The following is a 17691-nucleotide window of genomic DNA, read 5'->3' on the forward strand; positions in this document are numbered from 1 at the left end:
AGAATGAAACGGGTAATATGTTTACTTCTGGCTCTGGTGATGGCTTCCGCCCTTCTGGCGGCCTGCGGAACGAATCGGGGAAGCGGAAGTAGCGGAGACAGTGAACAGAGTGACCATATGGAAAGCGCGGAAAGCGGAGAGGCTTCTGAAAATACCGGCACGGAAAATGCAGGCGGTTCAGAGACCAGCGTTTCCCGAGTCCTGATAGCGTATGTGCCGGCAGAAGGGCAGAGCAGTCAGGACATTCAGGGAGAAGAGCAGGACGGACAGGAGGCGCAGAGTGCGCAGAATACAGACGCCGCCGCTTATGCAGCCAGCCTGATTGCGCAGGAGACCGGAGGAACTCTGTATGAAATCAGCGCAGCTCCGGAAGAGAATCCGGTAGAAAATTTTGCAGCTTATGAGACAGTGATTCTTGGCATGGAAAGCGCGGACGGCAGCCTGCCGGAAGCAGCGGAAGACTTTCTGAATGCCTATGATTTCGGCGCCAAAGCCGTCATTCCCTTTGTGATTAGCGGAAATGAAGACAGCGGCACAGAAGGAAGTGGAGATCTGCTCAGCCAGACAGCGGAAAGCATTTCCCAGATTCAGCCGGGCGCGCTGGTACAGAGCAGCGGACTGGAGATTCCGGCAGACGGGATAGAAGAACAGGCAGAGCGTATCACAGAATGGGCCAAATCTCTGGGGCTTGATCCGGAAGAAAATGCTCCGGAATCTGGCGCAGGCAGTACGGTAGCCAGCGCATCGGTAGACCCGCGCAGCCGGCAGACCTTTTACCTCTGGGAAGAAGGAAACATGCCTGCCGTGACAGAATATACGGTAAATAATGGAAGCTATGCGGATGATCCGGATTTCCGTCCGACTGTGCGGACTTTCCCGGTTCCGGAAGGAACGAAAATCAAGGGAGCCGTACTGATCTGTGCGGGCGGAGCGTTCCAGTACCGCAGCGATCAGTATGAAGGCACGCCTGTGGCAGAGGCTTTGAGCGAACGCGGTTATCAGAGCTTTGTGGTGGATTACCGGCTGCGTCCCTACACCCAGGAAGAAGGAGCGCTTGATCTGGCGAGAGCCGTGCGCTTTGTCCGCAGTCATGCAGATGAGTATGGAATCGATGAGGAAGACATTGCGGTCATGGGCTTTTCCGCAGGCGGAATCCTAAGCGGCGAGATGCTTCTGAATTATGACGGAACCGTAAATGGAACCGCCCTGGATGAAAGCTATGTACCGGACGCCCTGGATGAGGTATCGGCCGACGCGGCGGCCTGCGGCATGATTTATTCCTTTTACGGAAGACTCAGCGTGGCTTCCACAGACGTGGAGAAATTCCGGACATCGGATCTGCCACCCACATATTTTGCCTACGGGACCAGAGATCCCTTCGTGAGAGAGTTTGAGAAGTGTATCGCGGCACTTCAGGAAGCGGAGATCCCTGTGGAATCCCATGTGCTGGAAGGAATGCCCCACGGCTTTGGCGCGGAAGGCGGATGGATTCCGGAGTATGACGCCTGGCTGGAAGCTGTATTTGAAAGCTGAGAGGGAAGAACCTCCTATAATAAATACAGAACAAAAGGAGAAATGAAGAATTCTAATAAAAAAAGGGTTGCTTTTCTGAAAAAGAGAGGCAGCCCTTTTTCATTGTTCTTTCCATAATTCTGAAACGTTACAGGAACAAAAAACAGAAACCAGTTAAGAATTTGTTTAGGAAAAGTTTAAGGTTTCTATTCTGTTCCGTTAGCTTTTGCAGGTAGTATCAGGTATAAGAAATCAGAGGTGTGGAGGAGAAAAAAATGCAGGCGGAATTAAGCAGATATGCGGGAGGCTTCTGGAAGGGAATATCGGCGCTTGGATATTGTATTCTGTCCAATTATTATATGGGCTTTCTGCTCTGTGTGTTTTCAGTTCTTTATTATCTGGCGGCCCGGTTTGGCGCGGAGAAGCGGAGAGAAGGCTGGTGGAAATCAGGGCTGAAATTTGCAGGCGCCTCTGTCCTGGGCGGAGGAATAGCGGCGGTAATCCTGATTCCCGCCATGTTTGCGGTGGCACAGACGACAGCAGCAAAGGAGGCAGGACTGTCTGCGCCGGCTGTCACCTATGGAAGCATCTGGGAACAGCTGGGCCGGCTGATGCTGGATTCCTGGCCCTATGCTACTACCGCTGACCAGTCCGCCGTCAATCTTTACTGCGGCTGTGCGGCAATCCTGTTTCTGGCGCTTTATCTGCTGAACCGGAAAATCCGCTGGCAGCAGAGAGCGGCTTTAGGAGGTCTTTTGCTGTTTTATTTTGCGGGCTTTCATTTTTCAGCGCTGAATCTGCTGCTTCACGGCCTGCACAAGCCTGTCGGGATGCCAAACCGTTTTGCCTTTCTGTTTATCTTTCTGCTTCTGAAGGCCGCCGCCGAGGGCTGGGGAAAAGGCATGGAAATGGACGCGAGGGCAACGGCAGCGGGCGGAGCCGTTTCGGTATTGTTCTGTGCCGCCGTAGGTGTGAATACGGGAAACATGAGAACGATCCTTGCAACGGCGGGCATGCTTGCGTTATACTACAGCCTTTTTATGGAAGCGTCATCAGCCTCTGTAAAAAAATCCGGAAGGAAAAGGATAGAGCTTCTTTTGGCTGTTTTGATATTCTGGGAAATCGGAATTCATGGAATTGTTGGCATCTGCCATGACGGAAGCGCAAACAGGAATCTTTATGAGATAAGTGGAAAGGAGCTGAAGCAGATGATGAGCATAAAGGATACGGGACAAGGGTACCGGACAGATATCGTGAACCCGGTTTTACGGAATGAGGAGCTTTTATATCAGATAAACGGGGTTTCCATGTTCTCTTCCACAAACACGGATAGGATGCAGGCGTGGATGGAAAGGATGGGCTTTGAGACGGGAGCAAACCGGTTTCAGTATGCGGGAGGGACAGAAGCAGCCGATATGCTTTTGGGCATAAAATATCTGGCATGCAGGAAGGATCTGCAGCTGCAGACCCCCTACAGGAAAACGGACAGCGGAAATCATTTTGATCTGTACGAAAATCCCCGGGCGCTGGCAGATGGGTATCTGACAGACAGCAGTATGAGAAGCTTCCGGCTGACAGGGGACAATCCCCTGGAGGTACAGAACCATCTTCTGTCTGCCATGGGCTGCGGCACGCTTTACCGGACAAAGATCATACCTGCCCTGCGGGGACAGCCGGGAGCAGATACCGTGTTTGAAGTGGATCTGAAGGGCGGAGAACACGGCTATCTCTGGATCGGCGGAGTAGAGCCGGATGAGGCAAGAATCGACGGAAGTCTGAGAAAGAAGGGCGACTGGAACAACAACTTTCTCGATCTGGGTTATTCTGACGCAGACAGGACCGTTCGAATTGAGCTCACAGACAGCAGAACGGAAGCCCTTCTGGGTATCTGCGATGAGACACAGCTTGACCAGATATACCGGAAGCTGGCTGCAAATGAGCTCCATTTGGAAAATGGAAAAGGCAGTATGCAGGCCTCTAAAGACGGAATACTGTTTTTCGGCGCCTTTTACGATGCGGGAATTCATGTATGGGTGGACGGAAATGAAGCAGAAACGCTGAATCTGGACGGAATGCTGGGCGTTCCTGTCTCAAAGGGATTACATAAGGTGGAACTCCGCTATGAGGTGCCGGGCCTACGGCTGGGAGCTGCGGTTTCTGTATTCTGCCTGCTTCTGTGGCTTGCGGCTGCGGCGCCTGTGTTCACGGGCATCAGCCGGACTGCGGGGACTTTCTCGAAGCACGGAGGTGGGAAATTATGAAAATCTACATCTATAAGGGCGGCTTTTCCATTGTGAAGAGGAGCGGCGTGGGAAGCGCGGTCTGTCACCAGGAACAGATGCTGCGCATGACAGGAGCGCCTCTGACAGACAGCTGGCGCAATGCAGATGTGGTACATATCAATACGGTATTTCCAGATTCGGCGCTGGCGGCATACGTAGCCGGAAGGCAGAAGAAAAGGGTGGTCTATTACGGGCATTCCACCATGGAGGACTTCCGAAATTCCTTTATCGGCTCCAATTTCGCGGCGCCATATTTTAAAAAATGGCTTTGTTTCTGCTACGGTATGGGTGACCTTGTTCTGACGCCTACGGAATACTCCCGAAGAATACTTGAAGGCTACGGGATCAAAAAGCCTCTGTATGCCATAACCAATGGAGTAGATACGGATTTTTTCCGGCCGGATGCGGAGGCTGGAAAGCGGTTTCGGAGAAAATACGGAATACCGGAGGGAAGGAAGGCCGTTATCTCCGCGGGACATCTGATTCGCAGGAAGGGGATTTTTGATTTCCTTCAGATTGCCTCGGAAATGCCGGATACCATGTTTGTCTGGTTTGGAGGCGGAAGCTGGTGGGCCGTTCCGCGGGATGTGAAAAGAGCAGTCCGCAGAAAGCCGGAAAATGTGATTTTTGCGGGCTATGTGGATCGCCGGGAGCTGAAGGACGCTTACTGCGGAGCGGACGCCTTCCTGTTCTGCAGCCAGGAGGAAACGGAGGGCATCGTGGTGCTGGAGGCGCTCTCCTGCAAGGTTCCCGTGATCGTGAGAAGAATTCCGGTCTATGACGGCTGGCTCCGGGAAAACATACATGTGTTTAAAGCAGAAAATGCCGAGGAGTTCCGGGCGAGACTGGACATGGTATGCTCTGGCAGATGCCGTGATCTGACGGCGGCAGGAAGAAGGCTGGCAGAGGAACACAGCCTTTTTCTTACCGGAATGCGCCTGAATGAAATCTACCAGATGGAAGAGCTTTCCTGAAAGACCGCCTGCACCGCGGCCTGCGGCATGAAAGAAAACAGATTGGGGAGAACGGAAGTGAAAATATTGATTACAACAGACTGGTATTATCCGGTGGTCAACGGCGTGGTAATGTCTGTGCTTACACTGGACAGAGAACTGAGAAAAAGAGGACATGAGGTAAAAATTCTGACCTTATCCGGCACATGCCATTCTCATGAAGAAAACGATGTAATTTATATGGCGTCTGTCGGGGCCGGCTGCGTCTATCCGCAGGCGAGAGTCAAAATTCCCGCGGCCATCTGCTGCAAGGAGGAGCTGCTGGAGTGGAAACCGGATATCATTCATTCCCAGTGTGAATTTTCCACATTCCCTGCGGCAAGACGTCTTGCGGCTCAGCTGGATGTTCCTGTCGTACATACCTGCCACACGGTTTATGAAGAATATACCCATTATTTTTCCCCGCGCAGGGAGTGGGGAAGGGCCTTCGTCCGCAGAGCGATGCTCGGATTTTCCGAACGGGTATCGGCAATGATTGCGCCCAGCGAAAAGACAAAAGGACTTCTGGAGGAATACGGGGTATCGTGCCCTGTCTACGTGGTTCCTTCCGGAGTCGAGCTGTCAGAGTATGCCCGGTACAGGAATCCCTTCTGGAGAGAGAAAATCCGGGCGAAATATTCCATAGATTCTGAGACCGCAGTGCTTCTGTATGTGGGAAGGCTGGCAAAAGAAAAAAGCATAGAGGAGCTTCTGTATTGCCACAAGAAAACGCAGGGGAAAGGAACGGTGCTGATGATTGCGGGGGACGGGCCGCACCGGAGAGAGCTGGAAAAACAGGTGAGTCTGCTGGGGATAGAGGCGAGCGTGATTTTTACCGGAATGATTCCCCATGAGCAGATAGGAGAATATTATTGAGCCTGCCCCAGACGGAAAAGGAGGAAATGCGCCGGGCAGCTGCAGATTCAGCGGAACCCTTTTCAGCGGAAAGCTTTGCCCGGAAGGTGGAGGCGGTCTATGAGACAGAAAGAGAACGCCATGCACGAAGGCTTAGGATGGAGCTGAGCGGGGAGGCGGGGACTGTCAGAACGGGTTCAGCCAGAAGGAAAGGAAGGGGATAGGATGGAAATCTTAAGAGCAGTCTTATTTGGCATTGTGGAAGGAATTACGGAATGGCTGCCTGTCAGCAGCACTGGACATATGATCCTGCTGAATGAGTTCGTGGGCCTGGGAGCTTCCGCGGACTTCGTTCAGCTGTTTCTGGTAGTGGTACAGCTTGGAGCAATTCTGGCGGTTGCGCTGCTGTACTGGAAACGGCTTTTTCCCCTGCAGCTTCAGGATAGAAAGAAGCCTGTGCTGGAAAAGGAGAAGCTGGTCCTGTGGGGAAAAATCTGTCTGGCCTGTATTCCTGCGGCCGTCGCCGGAATCCTGTTTGACAGCATTTTTGAGAAATTGTTCTATCATCCCCTTCCCGTGGCTGCAGCGCTAATCCTTTTTGGGATTGCCATGATTGTGATTGAGAGATGGAACAAAGGAAAAAAGCCGGTGATGACCTCTGTAGATCAGCTTACGGTTCCGGCCGTACTGGTGATCGGTGTCTTTCAGCTTCTGGCAGCTGTATTTCCGGGAACCTCACGTTCCGGCGCGACGATTGTGGGAGCCCTGCTGCTCGGCGTATCCAGGACCGCAGCTTCGGAGTTTACCTTCTATCTTGCGGTACCGGTCATGTTCGGCGCGAGCCTTCTGCGGATCCTGCAGTATGGACTTTCCTTCACCCAGGCAGAGCTTTTGGCTCTGCTCGCAGGGATGGTGTCTGCTTTCCTGGTGTCCATGGCAGTAATTCATTTCCTGTTAGGGTATATCCGAAAGCATGATTTTCAGGTATTTGGCTGGTATCGGATTCTGCTGGGCGGAATCATTGTCTTTCTGAACGCGGCAGGGATTATAAGCTTTTGAGATGGCAGACAGGCAGAAGCTTATCTGCAGACAGAACCTTTCTGAATTTACAAAAGCCATTGTTGACACAGTGTCAGAAAAGCTGTATAATAATATCGCTGACACGATGTCAGAAAAGAGAAAGTGAACTTTCTGCTGCACAGACGACAATTCATGAATTGCATATTACTGTATCCGGCAGCTGCTGCCGGAACCTTAAGGAGGCGTCAATCAATATGGAATATGCGAAATTAGGAAACACAGAGATAGAGGTATCAAAGCTCTGTGTAGGCTGCATGAGCTTTGGAAAGGCCGGAACACTCCACGACTGGACAGTGGACGAGGCCGAAACTGAGAAAATCGTAAAGCACGCCTTAGACCTGGGCATTAACTTCTTTGATACCGCTAACGGCTATTCGGAAGGCACCAGTGAGGAATACCTGGGCCGGGCAGTCAGGAAAAATATTTCAAGAGATAAAGTAGTCATCGCATCCAAGGTCTACTTTAATCCCGGCCGTCTCTCCTCAGAGGCCATCCACCGCGAGATTGACGGAAGCCTGAAGCGGCTTGGCACCGATTATCTTGATCTGTACATCATTCACCGGTTTGACTATGACACACCCATTGAGGAAACAATGGAAGCGCTGAACGATCTGGTGACAGCCGGGAAGGTTCGCGCTATCGGTGCGTCGGCTATGTATGGCTATCAGTTCTACAATATGCAGCTTGCCGCAAGAGACAATGGCTGGGCACAGTTTGCAGCAATGGAGAATCACTATAATCTTCTCTACCGGGAGGACGAGCGGGAGCTGATTCCCATCTGCCGCCAGATGAATGTCTCTCTCATGCCATACAGCCCGCTGGCAGCGGGGCATCTGACCCGGCCTGAGTGGAACTCTGACTCCATCCGCAGCAGAACGGACCGGGCAGCCATGGGAAAATATGACAGCACTCAGGAACAGGATATGGAGATTGTCCGCAGAGTCCATACTCTTGCGGAAAGGTACGGCGTCAAAATGCAGCAGATCGCTCTGGCATGGGAGTGGGCGAAAGGTGTGACGTCCCCCATTATCGGAGCTACCAAGCCGTCCCACTTTGACGATGCCGCAGAGGCATTTGCCGTCAGGCTTACGGCTGAAGACATCGCTTATCTGGAGGAGCCGTATGTCCCCCACAGGATTGTCGGCGCAATCGACCGCAATCCAGAAGAGGGCGTTAAGCTGCTGGATGTAAAAAAATAAAGACAGCGAGGAAAAGAACCATGAGCATTACTATGAATCTCTATTATACTGGGAAAAATGGCAGCGCCCGCAAATTTGCCGAGGAAATGGAACACAGCGGAACAGCCGGCCTGATTCGGGCAGAAGCCGGAAATGAAAGGTACGACTACTTTTTTCCGATGAACGATCCCGAAACAGTTCTGCTGATTGACAGCTGGAAAGATCAAGAGTCCCTTGATGTTCATCATGCCTCTTCCATGATGAGTACCATTGCCGCTCTTCGGGAAAAATATGATCTTCACATGAGAGTGGAAAGATATGTTTCGGACAACGAAGGTATTCCAGATTCAGATTCAAAATATATCAAAAAATAACTGTGCATCACTTGACATTCTGAAAAACTGCGGCTTTGGGATGAAAGTGAAAGCCTGGAGGTTCATACTCCAAAACTAATAGAAACTTCTAAATCCTTTCTGTTTCTTTTATACTGTAGCCATAGGGAAAAAAGTCCCCTATAAACCTTCAGGTAATATCTGCAGAAGCAGGCGGCGCTTACCAGCGCCCTGCTTCTGCAGAACATGCCGGACAGAACAGTATCGAAAAAAGAGAGGATTTGACGGATGACATCGCGGACTGGCTTGAAGAGCTTGGATATTAAAAAGATCCGGGAGCAGCAGGGTATGAACAAAAAAATGCCGAAACAGGTCAGAATCAAAATCATCGTGGATCTGCTCATGACAGTTCTTCTGATGCTTCTGATGGCCTTTGAGCTGATTGGAAGAGAAGAACACGAGTGGCTTGGCGTGGGGATGTTTGCTGCATTTGTGGTTCACCATATCCTAAACCGGAAATGGACCGCGCACCTTCTGAAAGGGAAGTACCCCCCTTTTCGTATTGCGCAGACGGCTCTGGTATTTCTGGTTCTGATCTGTATGATATCTTCCATGGTGAGTGGAATCGTAATGTCCCGGTATGTCTTTGACTTCCTGCCGATCCAGGGCGGCTGGGGCTGGGCGCGGACCCTTCACATGCTTGCAGCGTACTGGGGCTTTGTACTGATGTCCCTGCATCTGGGCCTCCACTGGAATATGATGATGGGAATGGCAGGCCGTGCTGCCGCTGCACCCTCACTGCGCCGGGACTGGCTTCTGAGAGCAATCGGAATTCTGATTGCGGGATACGGCGTATTCGCTTTTTTCCGGCGGCAGATTGGCGCTTACATGCTCCTGCAGATTGCCTTCGCGTTCTTTGATTTTGAGGAGCCGCTGATTTTGTTTTTTGCAGATTATCTGGCAGTCATGGGACTTTTTGTATGGATCGGACATTATCTGGCGAGGGCGCTGCGCGCCGCAGGTAAAAGTACGGACAGGAAAAAGCAGATGCACGGGTAATCCTGCGGTATATGCCGGCTGAGGGCGGAAAGAGTATGCGCAAGTATGCGTACAGATTATAACGCTCTGCCGGATTGGCATTGGACTTTCCGGAGAGAAAGACATAATATTATTATGTAAACAAAAATGATGTGAAGAAAATGATATGAAAGTAAGGAGAGACCATTATGAGAAAAAATTTTGGAGCAAAACCCTATTTATATCCCCAGCCGGTTATGATTATCGGCACTTATGACGAAAACGGAAAGGCTAACGCCATGAATGCGGCCTGGGGCGGAATCGTCGGAGCAGATGAGATTATCATTGACATGTCAAGCCATAAGACGACGGACAATATTATGCTTCACAAAGCGTTTACCGTAAGCGTGGCTGACGCGGAGCATATGACGGCATGCGATTATGTGGGTCTGGTATCCGGAAGAAAAGAGGAAAAAAAGATGGAAAAGGCCGGCTTCACGACGACAGAAAGCGAGTTTGTTCATGCGCCGATCATCAATGAGCTTCCGCTGACCCTGGAGTGCAGACTGAAGAAGGTGATTGACGGAGGCAAATACCTGGGAAGGATCGTGAACGTCAGCATCGACGAACGTGTTCTCGGTGAGGATGGAGAGCTCAGCCTGGAGAAATTCAGTCCCATTATTTTTGATACCGTGCACGCAGGCTATTACCGCCTGGGAGAACGGGTAGGAAACGCCTTTAAGGATGGAGCGGCACTGAAGTAGGCTTCAGGGCAGGGAGCCGTCATGAGGTTCCATATGGATTCAGACACAGGTTCAGCGCTGGTATGCAGAGAGAAAAATTCACCCGGCATACAGGCGCTGCAAAAAAGCAGAGCCGGCAGGAGAGGAATTCCCTGGCTCTGCTTTTTAAAAATGAAAAATAACCGGAAACGGATGAGGGGAGACATAAAAAGAGAACAGAGGAGAAAGACAAGGAGGAAGATTCATGATTTACATTACATATTATAACGGCTTGTCACTACCGGACGTATCCTGCTATTTCCAGGTGGATTACCTGAACGGGCTGTCCGACAGGCCGGTAAGCGCCGGGGACAAGGTTCTGTTCCTGATGCTGAAGCATAACAAAGAAGAGGGCGAGGTTACTGCTGACGACATTTATCCGATTGCTACCCGGGGAACGGTGGAGAGCATAGACGGAGAGTGGGCTCTGATTCACACAAGCAGCCGCGTGAGCCTGGATTCTGTCCGGGTAAACGGCAGGATTTTTGAGCTGGAAATGCGCGTGCGTCCGGATATCGAGGACATTGATCCGGAGGAGCTGAAGGGACGCTTCCAGAAGATGCGTTCCGCGCTGCTGAATTCTCTTCAGGAAAACCAGCAGCAGATGGGAATGAGAAACTATGTGATGCGCTGGAGAAATATGAATGAGCTCATTACGTTTACGTCCGCCCTTCTGCAGATTACAGTGGAAGAAAAGTATGCGATTCTGGAAGAGGACTCCGTCGCAAAACGGACCGAAATGATCGAAAAGGCATTTTATGAATCCCTGGAGCTTTACAAGGTCAGCAATGAGGCAAAGACCGCCCAGCAGCAGTCCAACGAGGAAATCTACCGGGAGCAGGCTATTAAACGGCAGATGAATTTCCTGCAGAATGAGCTGGACAAGATGCATCCGGAGAATGTGACGGACGTGCGGAAATTTGAACAGAAAATTCAAGAGAGCGGCATGAACGAGACCGCAAAGGCAGAGGCAGAAAAAGTGCTGAACCGCATGAAGCAGGAAGGGCAGGACAGCCATGAATACGGCATGCTTTATGACTATCTGGATTTTGTGACAAGCCTTCAGTGGAAAAAGGAAGAGGCTCCGAATATTGATCTGGAGGCCGCCCGGAAGGTGCTGGACGATGAGCATTTTGGACTGAAAAAGACGAAGGAGCGTATCATCCAGCAGATCGCGGTGATGGCGCTGAATAAAAAGCAGTCAGGCTCTATCCTGCTCTTTGTAGGAGTGCCTGGAACCGGAAAGACCAGCATCGGACAGAGCATCGCAAAGGCGCTGAAGCGCAAATATGTCCGGATCAGCCTGGGCGGTATCCGGGATGAAGCGGAGATCCGCGGACACCGGCGCACCTATATCGGAGCCATGCCGGGCAGGATCATGGACGGCATCAAGCGCAGCGGCGCTTCCAATCCGGTCGTAGTGCTGGATGAGGTGGACAAGCTGGTGCGCGATTACGGCGGGGATCCGTCCAGCGCTCTTCTGGAAGTGCTGGACCCGGAGCAGAATGCCACGTTTACGGATCACTATATGAATGTGCCCTATGACCTGTCGGATGTGTTTTTTGTATGCACTGCAAACACGACAGACACGATTCCGGAGCCGCTCTTAAACCGTATGGAAGTGATTTCCTTCCCCGGCTATTCTGCGGTGGAAAAGTTCCAGATCGCAAGAAAGCATCTCCTTCCAAAGGCCATGCAGAAAGCGGGTATCCAGAAGGAAGAGCTGACGCTCACCGATGAGGCCCTGGAGTCTGTGATCTCGGACTATACCATGGAAGCAGGTGTCAGAGGCCTGAAAAACCGGCTGGATTCCCTGTGTCGTGCGGCGGCCGTGAAAATCGTAAGCGGCAGCCAGAAATCGGTAGAGATAGATACCAAGGATCTGCGCGGCCTTCTGGAGATGGCGCCCATTCGGCACGACCATATTCTGGAGGCCAAAAATCCGGGAATTGTAACCGGTCTTGCATGGACCCAGGCCGGCGGGAAAATCCTGTTTATTGAGACCATGTTCACGAAAGGAAACGGAAAGGTCATAATCACCGGACAGCTTGGAGATGTGATGAAGGAATCTGTCCAGATTGCGGTCAGCCTGGTAAAGGCGCTGTTTCCAGAGTACGCGGATCAGTTTGACAGCCACGATCTGCATATCCACGTGCCCGCAGGCGCAGTGCCCAAGGACGGCCCGTCCGCTGGAATTACGCTGACGACAGCTCTGGCCTCCCTTGTGACCGGAACCCGCGTCAATCCGGAGTACGCGATGACTGGTGAAGTATCCTTAAGAGGAGCGGTTATGCCTATAGGCGGCCTGCCGGAAAAGCTGATGGCTGCCCAACGCGCCGGTGTGAAGCAGGTGTTTATTCCGGAGGAGAATGAAGACGATCTGATGGATGTGGCAGAGGAAGTGAAAGAAGCGTTGACGATTATCCCGGTTCATTGGGTAACGGACGTGCTGAAGCAGACGGGAATTCCGGTGGCAGAAGAGTAGCTCCGGGTCCGGCAGCTGCAAATTGAGTATGCGTTAAAGTTATAGGCTTCTGCAATATCGGCATTTTACTTCTACAGAGAAATGTCCTACCATATGACATGTAAGGGAAAATAACAGCACCGGTGTATCAGGGCGGTTACCCTTTGTACACCGGCGTCTGGGGATTTTAAGGAGGAATTATCATGGAGTATGTAACCTTAAATAACGGCGTAGAAATGCCTCTGGAAGGTTTTGGAGTATTTCAGGTGCCGGATCCGGCACAGTGCGAGCAGGCGGTTCTGGACGCTGTCGCAAGCGGTTACCGGCTGATTGATACCGCGGCCGCCTATATGAATGAGGCTGCAGTGGGAGCTGCCATCAAAAAGTGCGGCGTTCCCCGGGAAGAACTGTTTATTACGACAAAGCTCTGGGTGCAGGATGCAGATTATGAGTCCGCCAAAAAGGCGGTTCAGACCTCTCTTGACAAGCTGGGACTGGATTATCTGGATCTGTATCTGATCCATCAGCCCATGGGCGATTACATCGGCGCATACCGTGCCATGGAAGAGGCATATAAGGAGGGAACGCTCCGTGCCATCGGCGTATGCAATTTCTATCCGGCACGCCTGGCGGATCTCTGCGAGACGGTAGAGGTGAAGCCTGCGGTAGATCAGGTAGAGCTGCATCCCTTCTTCCAGCAGGAAAACGCGCTGGCTCTCATGAAGGAGTACGGCGTACATCCGGAAGCCTGGGGGTCTTTTGCTGAAGGCAATCATGGCATCTTCACACATCCGGTTCTGACAAAGATAGGGGAAAAGTATGGAAAGAGCGCGGCTCAGGTGGCTTTGCGCTGGAATGTCCAGAGAGGTGTGACGGTCATTCCGAAGTCCGTACACAAAGAACGTATGGAACAGAACATGAATATCTGGGATTTTAAACTCAGCGATGAGGATATGGCAGAGATTGCGAAGCTCGATCTGGGACACAGCGAGATTGTAAACCATGACGATCCGGGATTTGCAAAAATGCTGCACAGCCTGAAGATTCACAGCTAAGCCGGTGTCTGCGCCAGAGGAGTTTTCCTATTACGGCACCATTGTAAACCTTTTTTCATTTAACAGGAAATTTTATTCGTGCCACAACAGCAGCGTCGGTGCGCTGAGCGTATTACCACTTGTCCACCTATGCCGAAATCAAGTCATCAATCCTTCCTGTAATGTCGGAATACAGGGCGGAAACGGGCTCTCTCTGATTTCACACAGGCGCAGTAATAGGTGACATTCGCCTCTTCATCGAGAATCGGCACGGCCACCCGGTCTGATTTATAGTCTGACTGTCTCATCACATAATCTGTCGTGAAGGCAGGAAGAGCAGAATTGGCGACCAGCTCTCCGAGCACCTCTATTTCCTGCTGCATGAGAAAGCGGGCGTTTGGCATTTTCCGGCGGCACAGGCCGTCCCAGAAGCCGATCTGAGAATAGAGAAGAAAGGTCTGCCCGTCCAGGTCCTTCAGGCAGACTCCATCGGCATCTGCGAGCGGGTGTGCCGGTGGCAGGAAGACATAGAGATGCTCGCTGGCCACCGGGCAGGAACAGAATTCTTCTTCGTCCGGCTTTTCGTGGAGAATGGCAAGCTGATATCGGCCTTCCTGCAGCTGGTTTAAGAGATTCGGATCGCCGGTTATCTCTGCGGAAATGGTCATGCCCTCGTAAAGCTGAGAGAGCAGGGAGACGATTTCGGGAACCAGGACCGGGGCGCAGGACCCCAGAGAAATAGTCCGCTTTTTCCGGTCAAAGGCCCGAATCTGGTCGATCATGGAGCTTTCCTGAAGAAGCAGATTCCTCGCGTACTGCACAGTAAGCTCTCCGTTTTCATTGAGAGTAAGCCTGCTTTTCTGGCGGTCAAAGAGCTTTACGTCAAGCTCATCCTCCAGGCGCTGCATGGAACGGCTTAAGGCGGGCTGGGATATATGAAGCTCCTCCGCGGCCGCAGACAGGGTGCCGTGATCGGCAAAGGCCACAAGCTGTTCAAATAAATGGATCTCGATCATAAAGCATTCTCCTTTAAGTCTCCAAAAGTTTCTGAGCCGTTCCGGTCCTCCTTCACAGGAATTCCGGCAGGCTGCTGTCATTCGGAGTATGCGTTCAAGTTATAAACAATTGCAGAAACAGTATTTTACTTCCTTTTTATTTTACAGTACCATGAAAGCGGAAGCAAGGAAAAGAGGATATAAAAATGGATGAGATTGTGTTAAAAAACGGAGTTTCGATGCCGCTTCTGGGATTTGGAGTTCTGCAGATGAAGGATTCGAAGGAATGCGGGCAGTGCGTGCTTCAGGCGGTCCGGTCCGGATACCGGATGTTCGATACGGCAGCCTCCTATGGAAACGAACAAGCCGTGGGGGCGGCGCTGAAGAGAGCAGTGAAGGACGGAATGGTCTGCAGGGAAGAGCTGTTCGTCATCACGAAGCTGTGGATCCAGGACGCTGGAGAGGCAGCGGCAGAAAAAGCCTTTGAACAGTCCTTAAAGCGGCTGGGGCTGGATTATATCGATCTGTATCTGATCCATCAGCCCTACAACGATTATTACGGAGCCTGGCGCGCTCTGGAGAAGCTGTACCTGGAGGGCAGGGTCCGCGCCATCGGGGTCAGCAATTTCAGCCCGGAGCGCCTGACAGATCTCTGCATGAACAGCGAGATTATGCCCATGGTAAACCAGATCGAGCTCCATCCCTTTTATCATCAGGAGGAAGCGCTGCGCATTATGAGAGAATTTGGCGTACAGCCTCAGGCCTGGGCGCCGTTGTGCGAGGGCCTGAAACAAATCTTTTCCAATAAGGTGCTCAGACAGATCGGAAAGAAATACGGAAAAAGCGCTGCGCAGACGGCACTTCGCTGGAATATTGAACGTCAGGTCAGCGTAGTGACAAGAAGCAGCGTTCCGGAGCATATGGAAGAGGATTTTGATATCTGGGATTTCAGCCTGTCAGAGGCAGACAAAAAGGCCATTGAAATCCTGGATCTGGGTTGCAGTGAAATCATGGATTATGGAAATCCTGCTATCGCGAAAATGTTTAACCGAAAGAAGCTCTGTGACAGCACACTATAAACCAGGAGGTAAATGCTGAAAAACTAATCGGGTATTCTGTATTGTCAGAAGGTTATTTATAATGAGACCATGAAAACAGAAAAGAAGGAGGAACCCTGTTATGGAATATGCAGTTTTAAATAATGGAATAAAGATGCCGATGGAGGGAATCGGAACCTTTCTTCTGAAGCCTGCGGAGGCAGAGGAGTCTGTATATCAGGCATTGAAGGCGGGATACCGGCTGGTAGATACAGCAAATGCTTACATGAATGAAAAGGGCGTAGGACGCGGCATCAGAAAGAGTGGCGTAAAAAGAGAGGATATTTTCCTGGTGACAAAGCTCTGGCCGACAGAATATGAAGATGGAGCAAAGGCCATTGAGGACACGCTGAAAAGACGGGGAACGGATTACGTGGATCTCCTGATTCTTCATCAGCCGGTGGGAAATTACCTGGCAGGCTACCATGCTATGGAGGAGGCTTACAAGGCAGGAAAGGTGAAAGCTCTCGGACTTTCCAACTTCCCGGAAAAGCTGATTCAGGATGTGATTGACCACTGTGAGATAAAGCCTCAGATGGTCCAGGTGGAAGCTCATCCCTATTATCCGCAGACTGAGCTGAAGGCATATCTTGCAAAATATCAGATGGTTCTGATGGCCTGGTATCCGCTGGGACACGGCGATAAATCTCTTGTGGGAGAAGAGGTATTCACGAAGCTTGCACAGAAATATGGAAAGACCAACGCGCAGATCGTCCTGAGATGGCATGTACAGGCAGGCAACATCATTATCCCGGGCTCCAAAAACGCAGACCATATCCGTGACAACTTCAATATCTTTGACTTTGCACTGACAGAGGAGGAGATGGCTGAGATCGCAAAAGTAGATAAGAACACCCGCTACTATAACATGTCGCTGGAGGACGCCGCAAAGGCATACATGGCAAATCAGATTGATTTCAACGCGCAGGAGGAACCACGATTACCTCAGAAGGAACCTTTGATCCGGAAAACCAGTGGGAGGAGACCGGAGCAGGACAGACCGCCCATGTAGATCACGCGAACGTACTTTACCAGATCCCGGAAAATGTGACAGGACTGCCGATGGTATTTCTGCACGGCTACGGACAGTCCCGTATGGGCTGGATGACGACGCCGGACGGACGGGAAGGCTGGTCCGACATGTTCCTCCGGATGGGACACAGCGTATTTCTGATTGACCAGCCCCACAGAGGAGAAGCCGGAGCGACTTCCGTCAGCGGAACCATCAGCACAACGACGCTGGATCAGAGATGGTATACACAGTTCCGCATTGGCCGCTGGGAAAATGGAGAATCCGTAGTCAATGAAGGCTCCCAGTTCCCCAACGATCCAGAATCCGTCGATCAGTTTTTCCGTCAGATGACGCCGGATACGGGCATGACCTCCGATATGGGCGCAGACTTCGACAACGATCTGGTTGCTCAGGCGGTGGCCGCGGCGATCGATGAGGTCTCTGAGAGGACCGGACAGAATGCCATTCTGGTAACACATTCCCAGGGCGGCGGACCAGGCTGGACAGCGGCACAGTATACTGACCATATCGCGGCGATTGTAGCCATTGAGCCGGGCGGAGCTCCTGCGGCAGACTCCACAGACTTCCAGGTGCTTGCGGAAAAGAACATTCCGATTACTATGTACTTTGGCGATTATATCGACAACGGCGATCCGGCTATTCAGGCCACAGGTATGTGGCAGGCCATGCGCCAGACCTGCTATGACTTCGAGGAAGCCTACAATGAGCAGGGCGGAAACTGCACGGTCGTGGATCTTCCGGAGGAAGGCATCACCGGAAATGACCACTTTATGTTCCAGGATTTGAATAACGATGTGATAGCGGATCACGTTCAGAGCTGGATTGAGGAAAATGCGGCGTTGTAATCTGTAATCATTGTATGTAATGGTTTAGATAGATAGGATAAATCCAAAATAATGAAAACGAAAAGGAGATGAATGCTGTTATGAAAGATTGAAAATGAAAAGTAGAGGGTATCCATTCCCTTGATCGCATGACAAAGAAACCATCTTTCGGTGGCTGCTTTAAAAATTGAATATTGAAAAGTTAAGGTTATGC

16 protein-coding genes are annotated in these 17691 nt (G+C 51.4%); 15 read left to right on the forward strand and 1 reads right to left on the reverse strand.

Annotation, left to right across the window (positions count from 1 at the left end; genetic code table 11):
• Nucleotides 1–3: 3 nt before the first annotated feature.
• The 12 genes from B5E77_RS15520 (at nt 4) to B5E77_RS15575 (ending at nt 13549) form a co-directional block, all read left to right on the forward strand.
• Entirely contained in the window at nt 4–1533 is a 1530-nt protein-coding gene (locus B5E77_RS15520) for an alpha/beta hydrolase fold domain-containing protein (protein ID WP_087166273.1), read from the forward strand.
• A 254-nt stretch (nt 1534–1787) separates the two neighbouring features.
• On the forward strand, nt 1788–3773 hold the full coding sequence (locus B5E77_RS15525) for a YfhO family protein (protein WP_087166274.1): 1986 nt from the start codon (nt 1788–1790) through the stop codon (nt 3771–3773).
• Nucleotides 3770–4768, forward strand: a complete 999-nt coding sequence (locus B5E77_RS15530) for a glycosyltransferase (RefSeq protein WP_087166275.1) — start codon at nt 3770–3772, stop codon at nt 4766–4768. The genes B5E77_RS15525 and B5E77_RS15530 overlap by 4 nt, the downstream gene beginning before the upstream one ends.
• Nucleotides 4769–4825: 57 nt before the next feature.
• On the forward strand, nt 4826–5662 hold the full coding sequence (locus tag B5E77_RS15535) for a glycosyltransferase (RefSeq protein ID WP_162609720.1): 837 nt from the start codon (nt 4826–4828) through the stop codon (nt 5660–5662).
• Nucleotides 5659–5865: a hypothetical protein gene (locus B5E77_RS15540; RefSeq protein WP_087166277.1), complete on the forward strand. Its 207-nt coding sequence runs from the start codon at nt 5659–5661 to the stop codon at nt 5863–5865. The genes B5E77_RS15535 and B5E77_RS15540 overlap by 4 nt, the downstream gene beginning before the upstream one ends.
• Nucleotide 5866: 1 nt before the next feature.
• Nucleotides 5867–6700 carry an undecaprenyl-diphosphate phosphatase gene (locus B5E77_RS15545; RefSeq protein WP_087166278.1) on the forward strand — a complete coding sequence of 278 codons (834 nt, stop codon included), beginning with the start codon at nt 5867–5869 and terminating at the stop codon, nt 6698–6700.
• 215 nt (nt 6701–6915) lie between these two features.
• The gene (locus B5E77_RS15550) at nt 6916–7920 is read left to right on the forward strand and encodes an aldo/keto reductase (RefSeq protein ID WP_087166279.1); all 1005 of its coding nucleotides are present in this window, start codon (nt 6916–6918) and stop codon (nt 7918–7920) included.
• A 20-nt stretch (nt 7921–7940) separates the two neighbouring features.
• A complete protein-coding gene (locus B5E77_RS15555) occupies nt 7941–8273 on the forward strand; it encodes a putative quinol monooxygenase (protein ID WP_087166280.1) in 333 nt (110 codons plus the stop codon).
• A gap of 306 nt (nt 8274–8579) precedes the next feature.
• Nucleotides 8580–9290, forward strand: coding sequence for a DUF4405 domain-containing protein (locus B5E77_RS15560; RefSeq protein ID WP_242963774.1), 711 nt, complete (start codon nt 8580–8582; stop codon nt 9288–9290).
• A 167-nt stretch (nt 9291–9457) separates the two neighbouring features.
• Nucleotides 9458–10012: a flavin reductase family protein gene (locus tag B5E77_RS15565; protein WP_087166281.1), complete on the forward strand. Its 555-nt coding sequence runs from the start codon at nt 9458–9460 to the stop codon at nt 10010–10012.
• Between the two features lie 223 nt (nt 10013–10235).
• On the forward strand, nt 10236–12515 hold the full coding sequence (lon, locus tag B5E77_RS15570) for an endopeptidase La (protein WP_087166282.1): 2280 nt from the start codon (nt 10236–10238) through the stop codon (nt 12513–12515).
• Between the two features lie 182 nt (nt 12516–12697).
• Nucleotides 12698–13549 (forward strand): aldo/keto reductase, encoded by an 852-nt coding sequence (locus B5E77_RS15575; RefSeq protein ID WP_087166283.1) that lies wholly within the window; start codon nt 12698–12700, stop codon nt 13547–13549.
• Between the two features lie 146 nt (nt 13550–13695).
• Here the strand turns inward: B5E77_RS15575 and B5E77_RS15580 are convergent, their stop codons facing one another.
• Nucleotides 13696–14544, reverse strand: coding sequence for a LysR family transcriptional regulator (locus B5E77_RS15580; protein ID WP_162609721.1), 849 nt, complete (start codon nt 14542–14544; stop codon nt 13696–13698).
• 185 nt (nt 14545–14729) lie between these two features.
• Here B5E77_RS15580 and B5E77_RS15585 point away from each other — a divergent pair, with 185 nt between their 5' ends.
• From B5E77_RS15585 to B5E77_RS15595, 3 genes are all read left to right on the forward strand, one after another.
• A complete protein-coding gene (locus B5E77_RS15585) occupies nt 14730–15602 on the forward strand; it encodes an aldo/keto reductase (RefSeq protein ID WP_087166285.1) in 873 nt (290 codons plus the stop codon).
• 100 nt (nt 15603–15702) lie between these two features.
• Nucleotides 15703–16632: an aldo/keto reductase gene (locus B5E77_RS15590; protein ID WP_087166286.1), complete on the forward strand. Its 930-nt coding sequence runs from the start codon at nt 15703–15705 to the stop codon at nt 16630–16632.
• Between the two features lie 50 nt (nt 16633–16682).
• Nucleotides 16683–17498 (forward strand): alpha/beta hydrolase, encoded by an 816-nt coding sequence (locus tag B5E77_RS15595; protein WP_242963776.1) that lies wholly within the window; start codon nt 16683–16685, stop codon nt 17496–17498.
• The last annotated feature ends 193 nt before the right edge of the window (nt 17499–17691 follow it).

This window comes from Lachnoclostridium sp. An131, from assembly GCF_002160825.1.
Lineage (GTDB): Bacteria > Bacillota > Clostridia > Lachnospirales > Lachnospiraceae > Laedolimicola.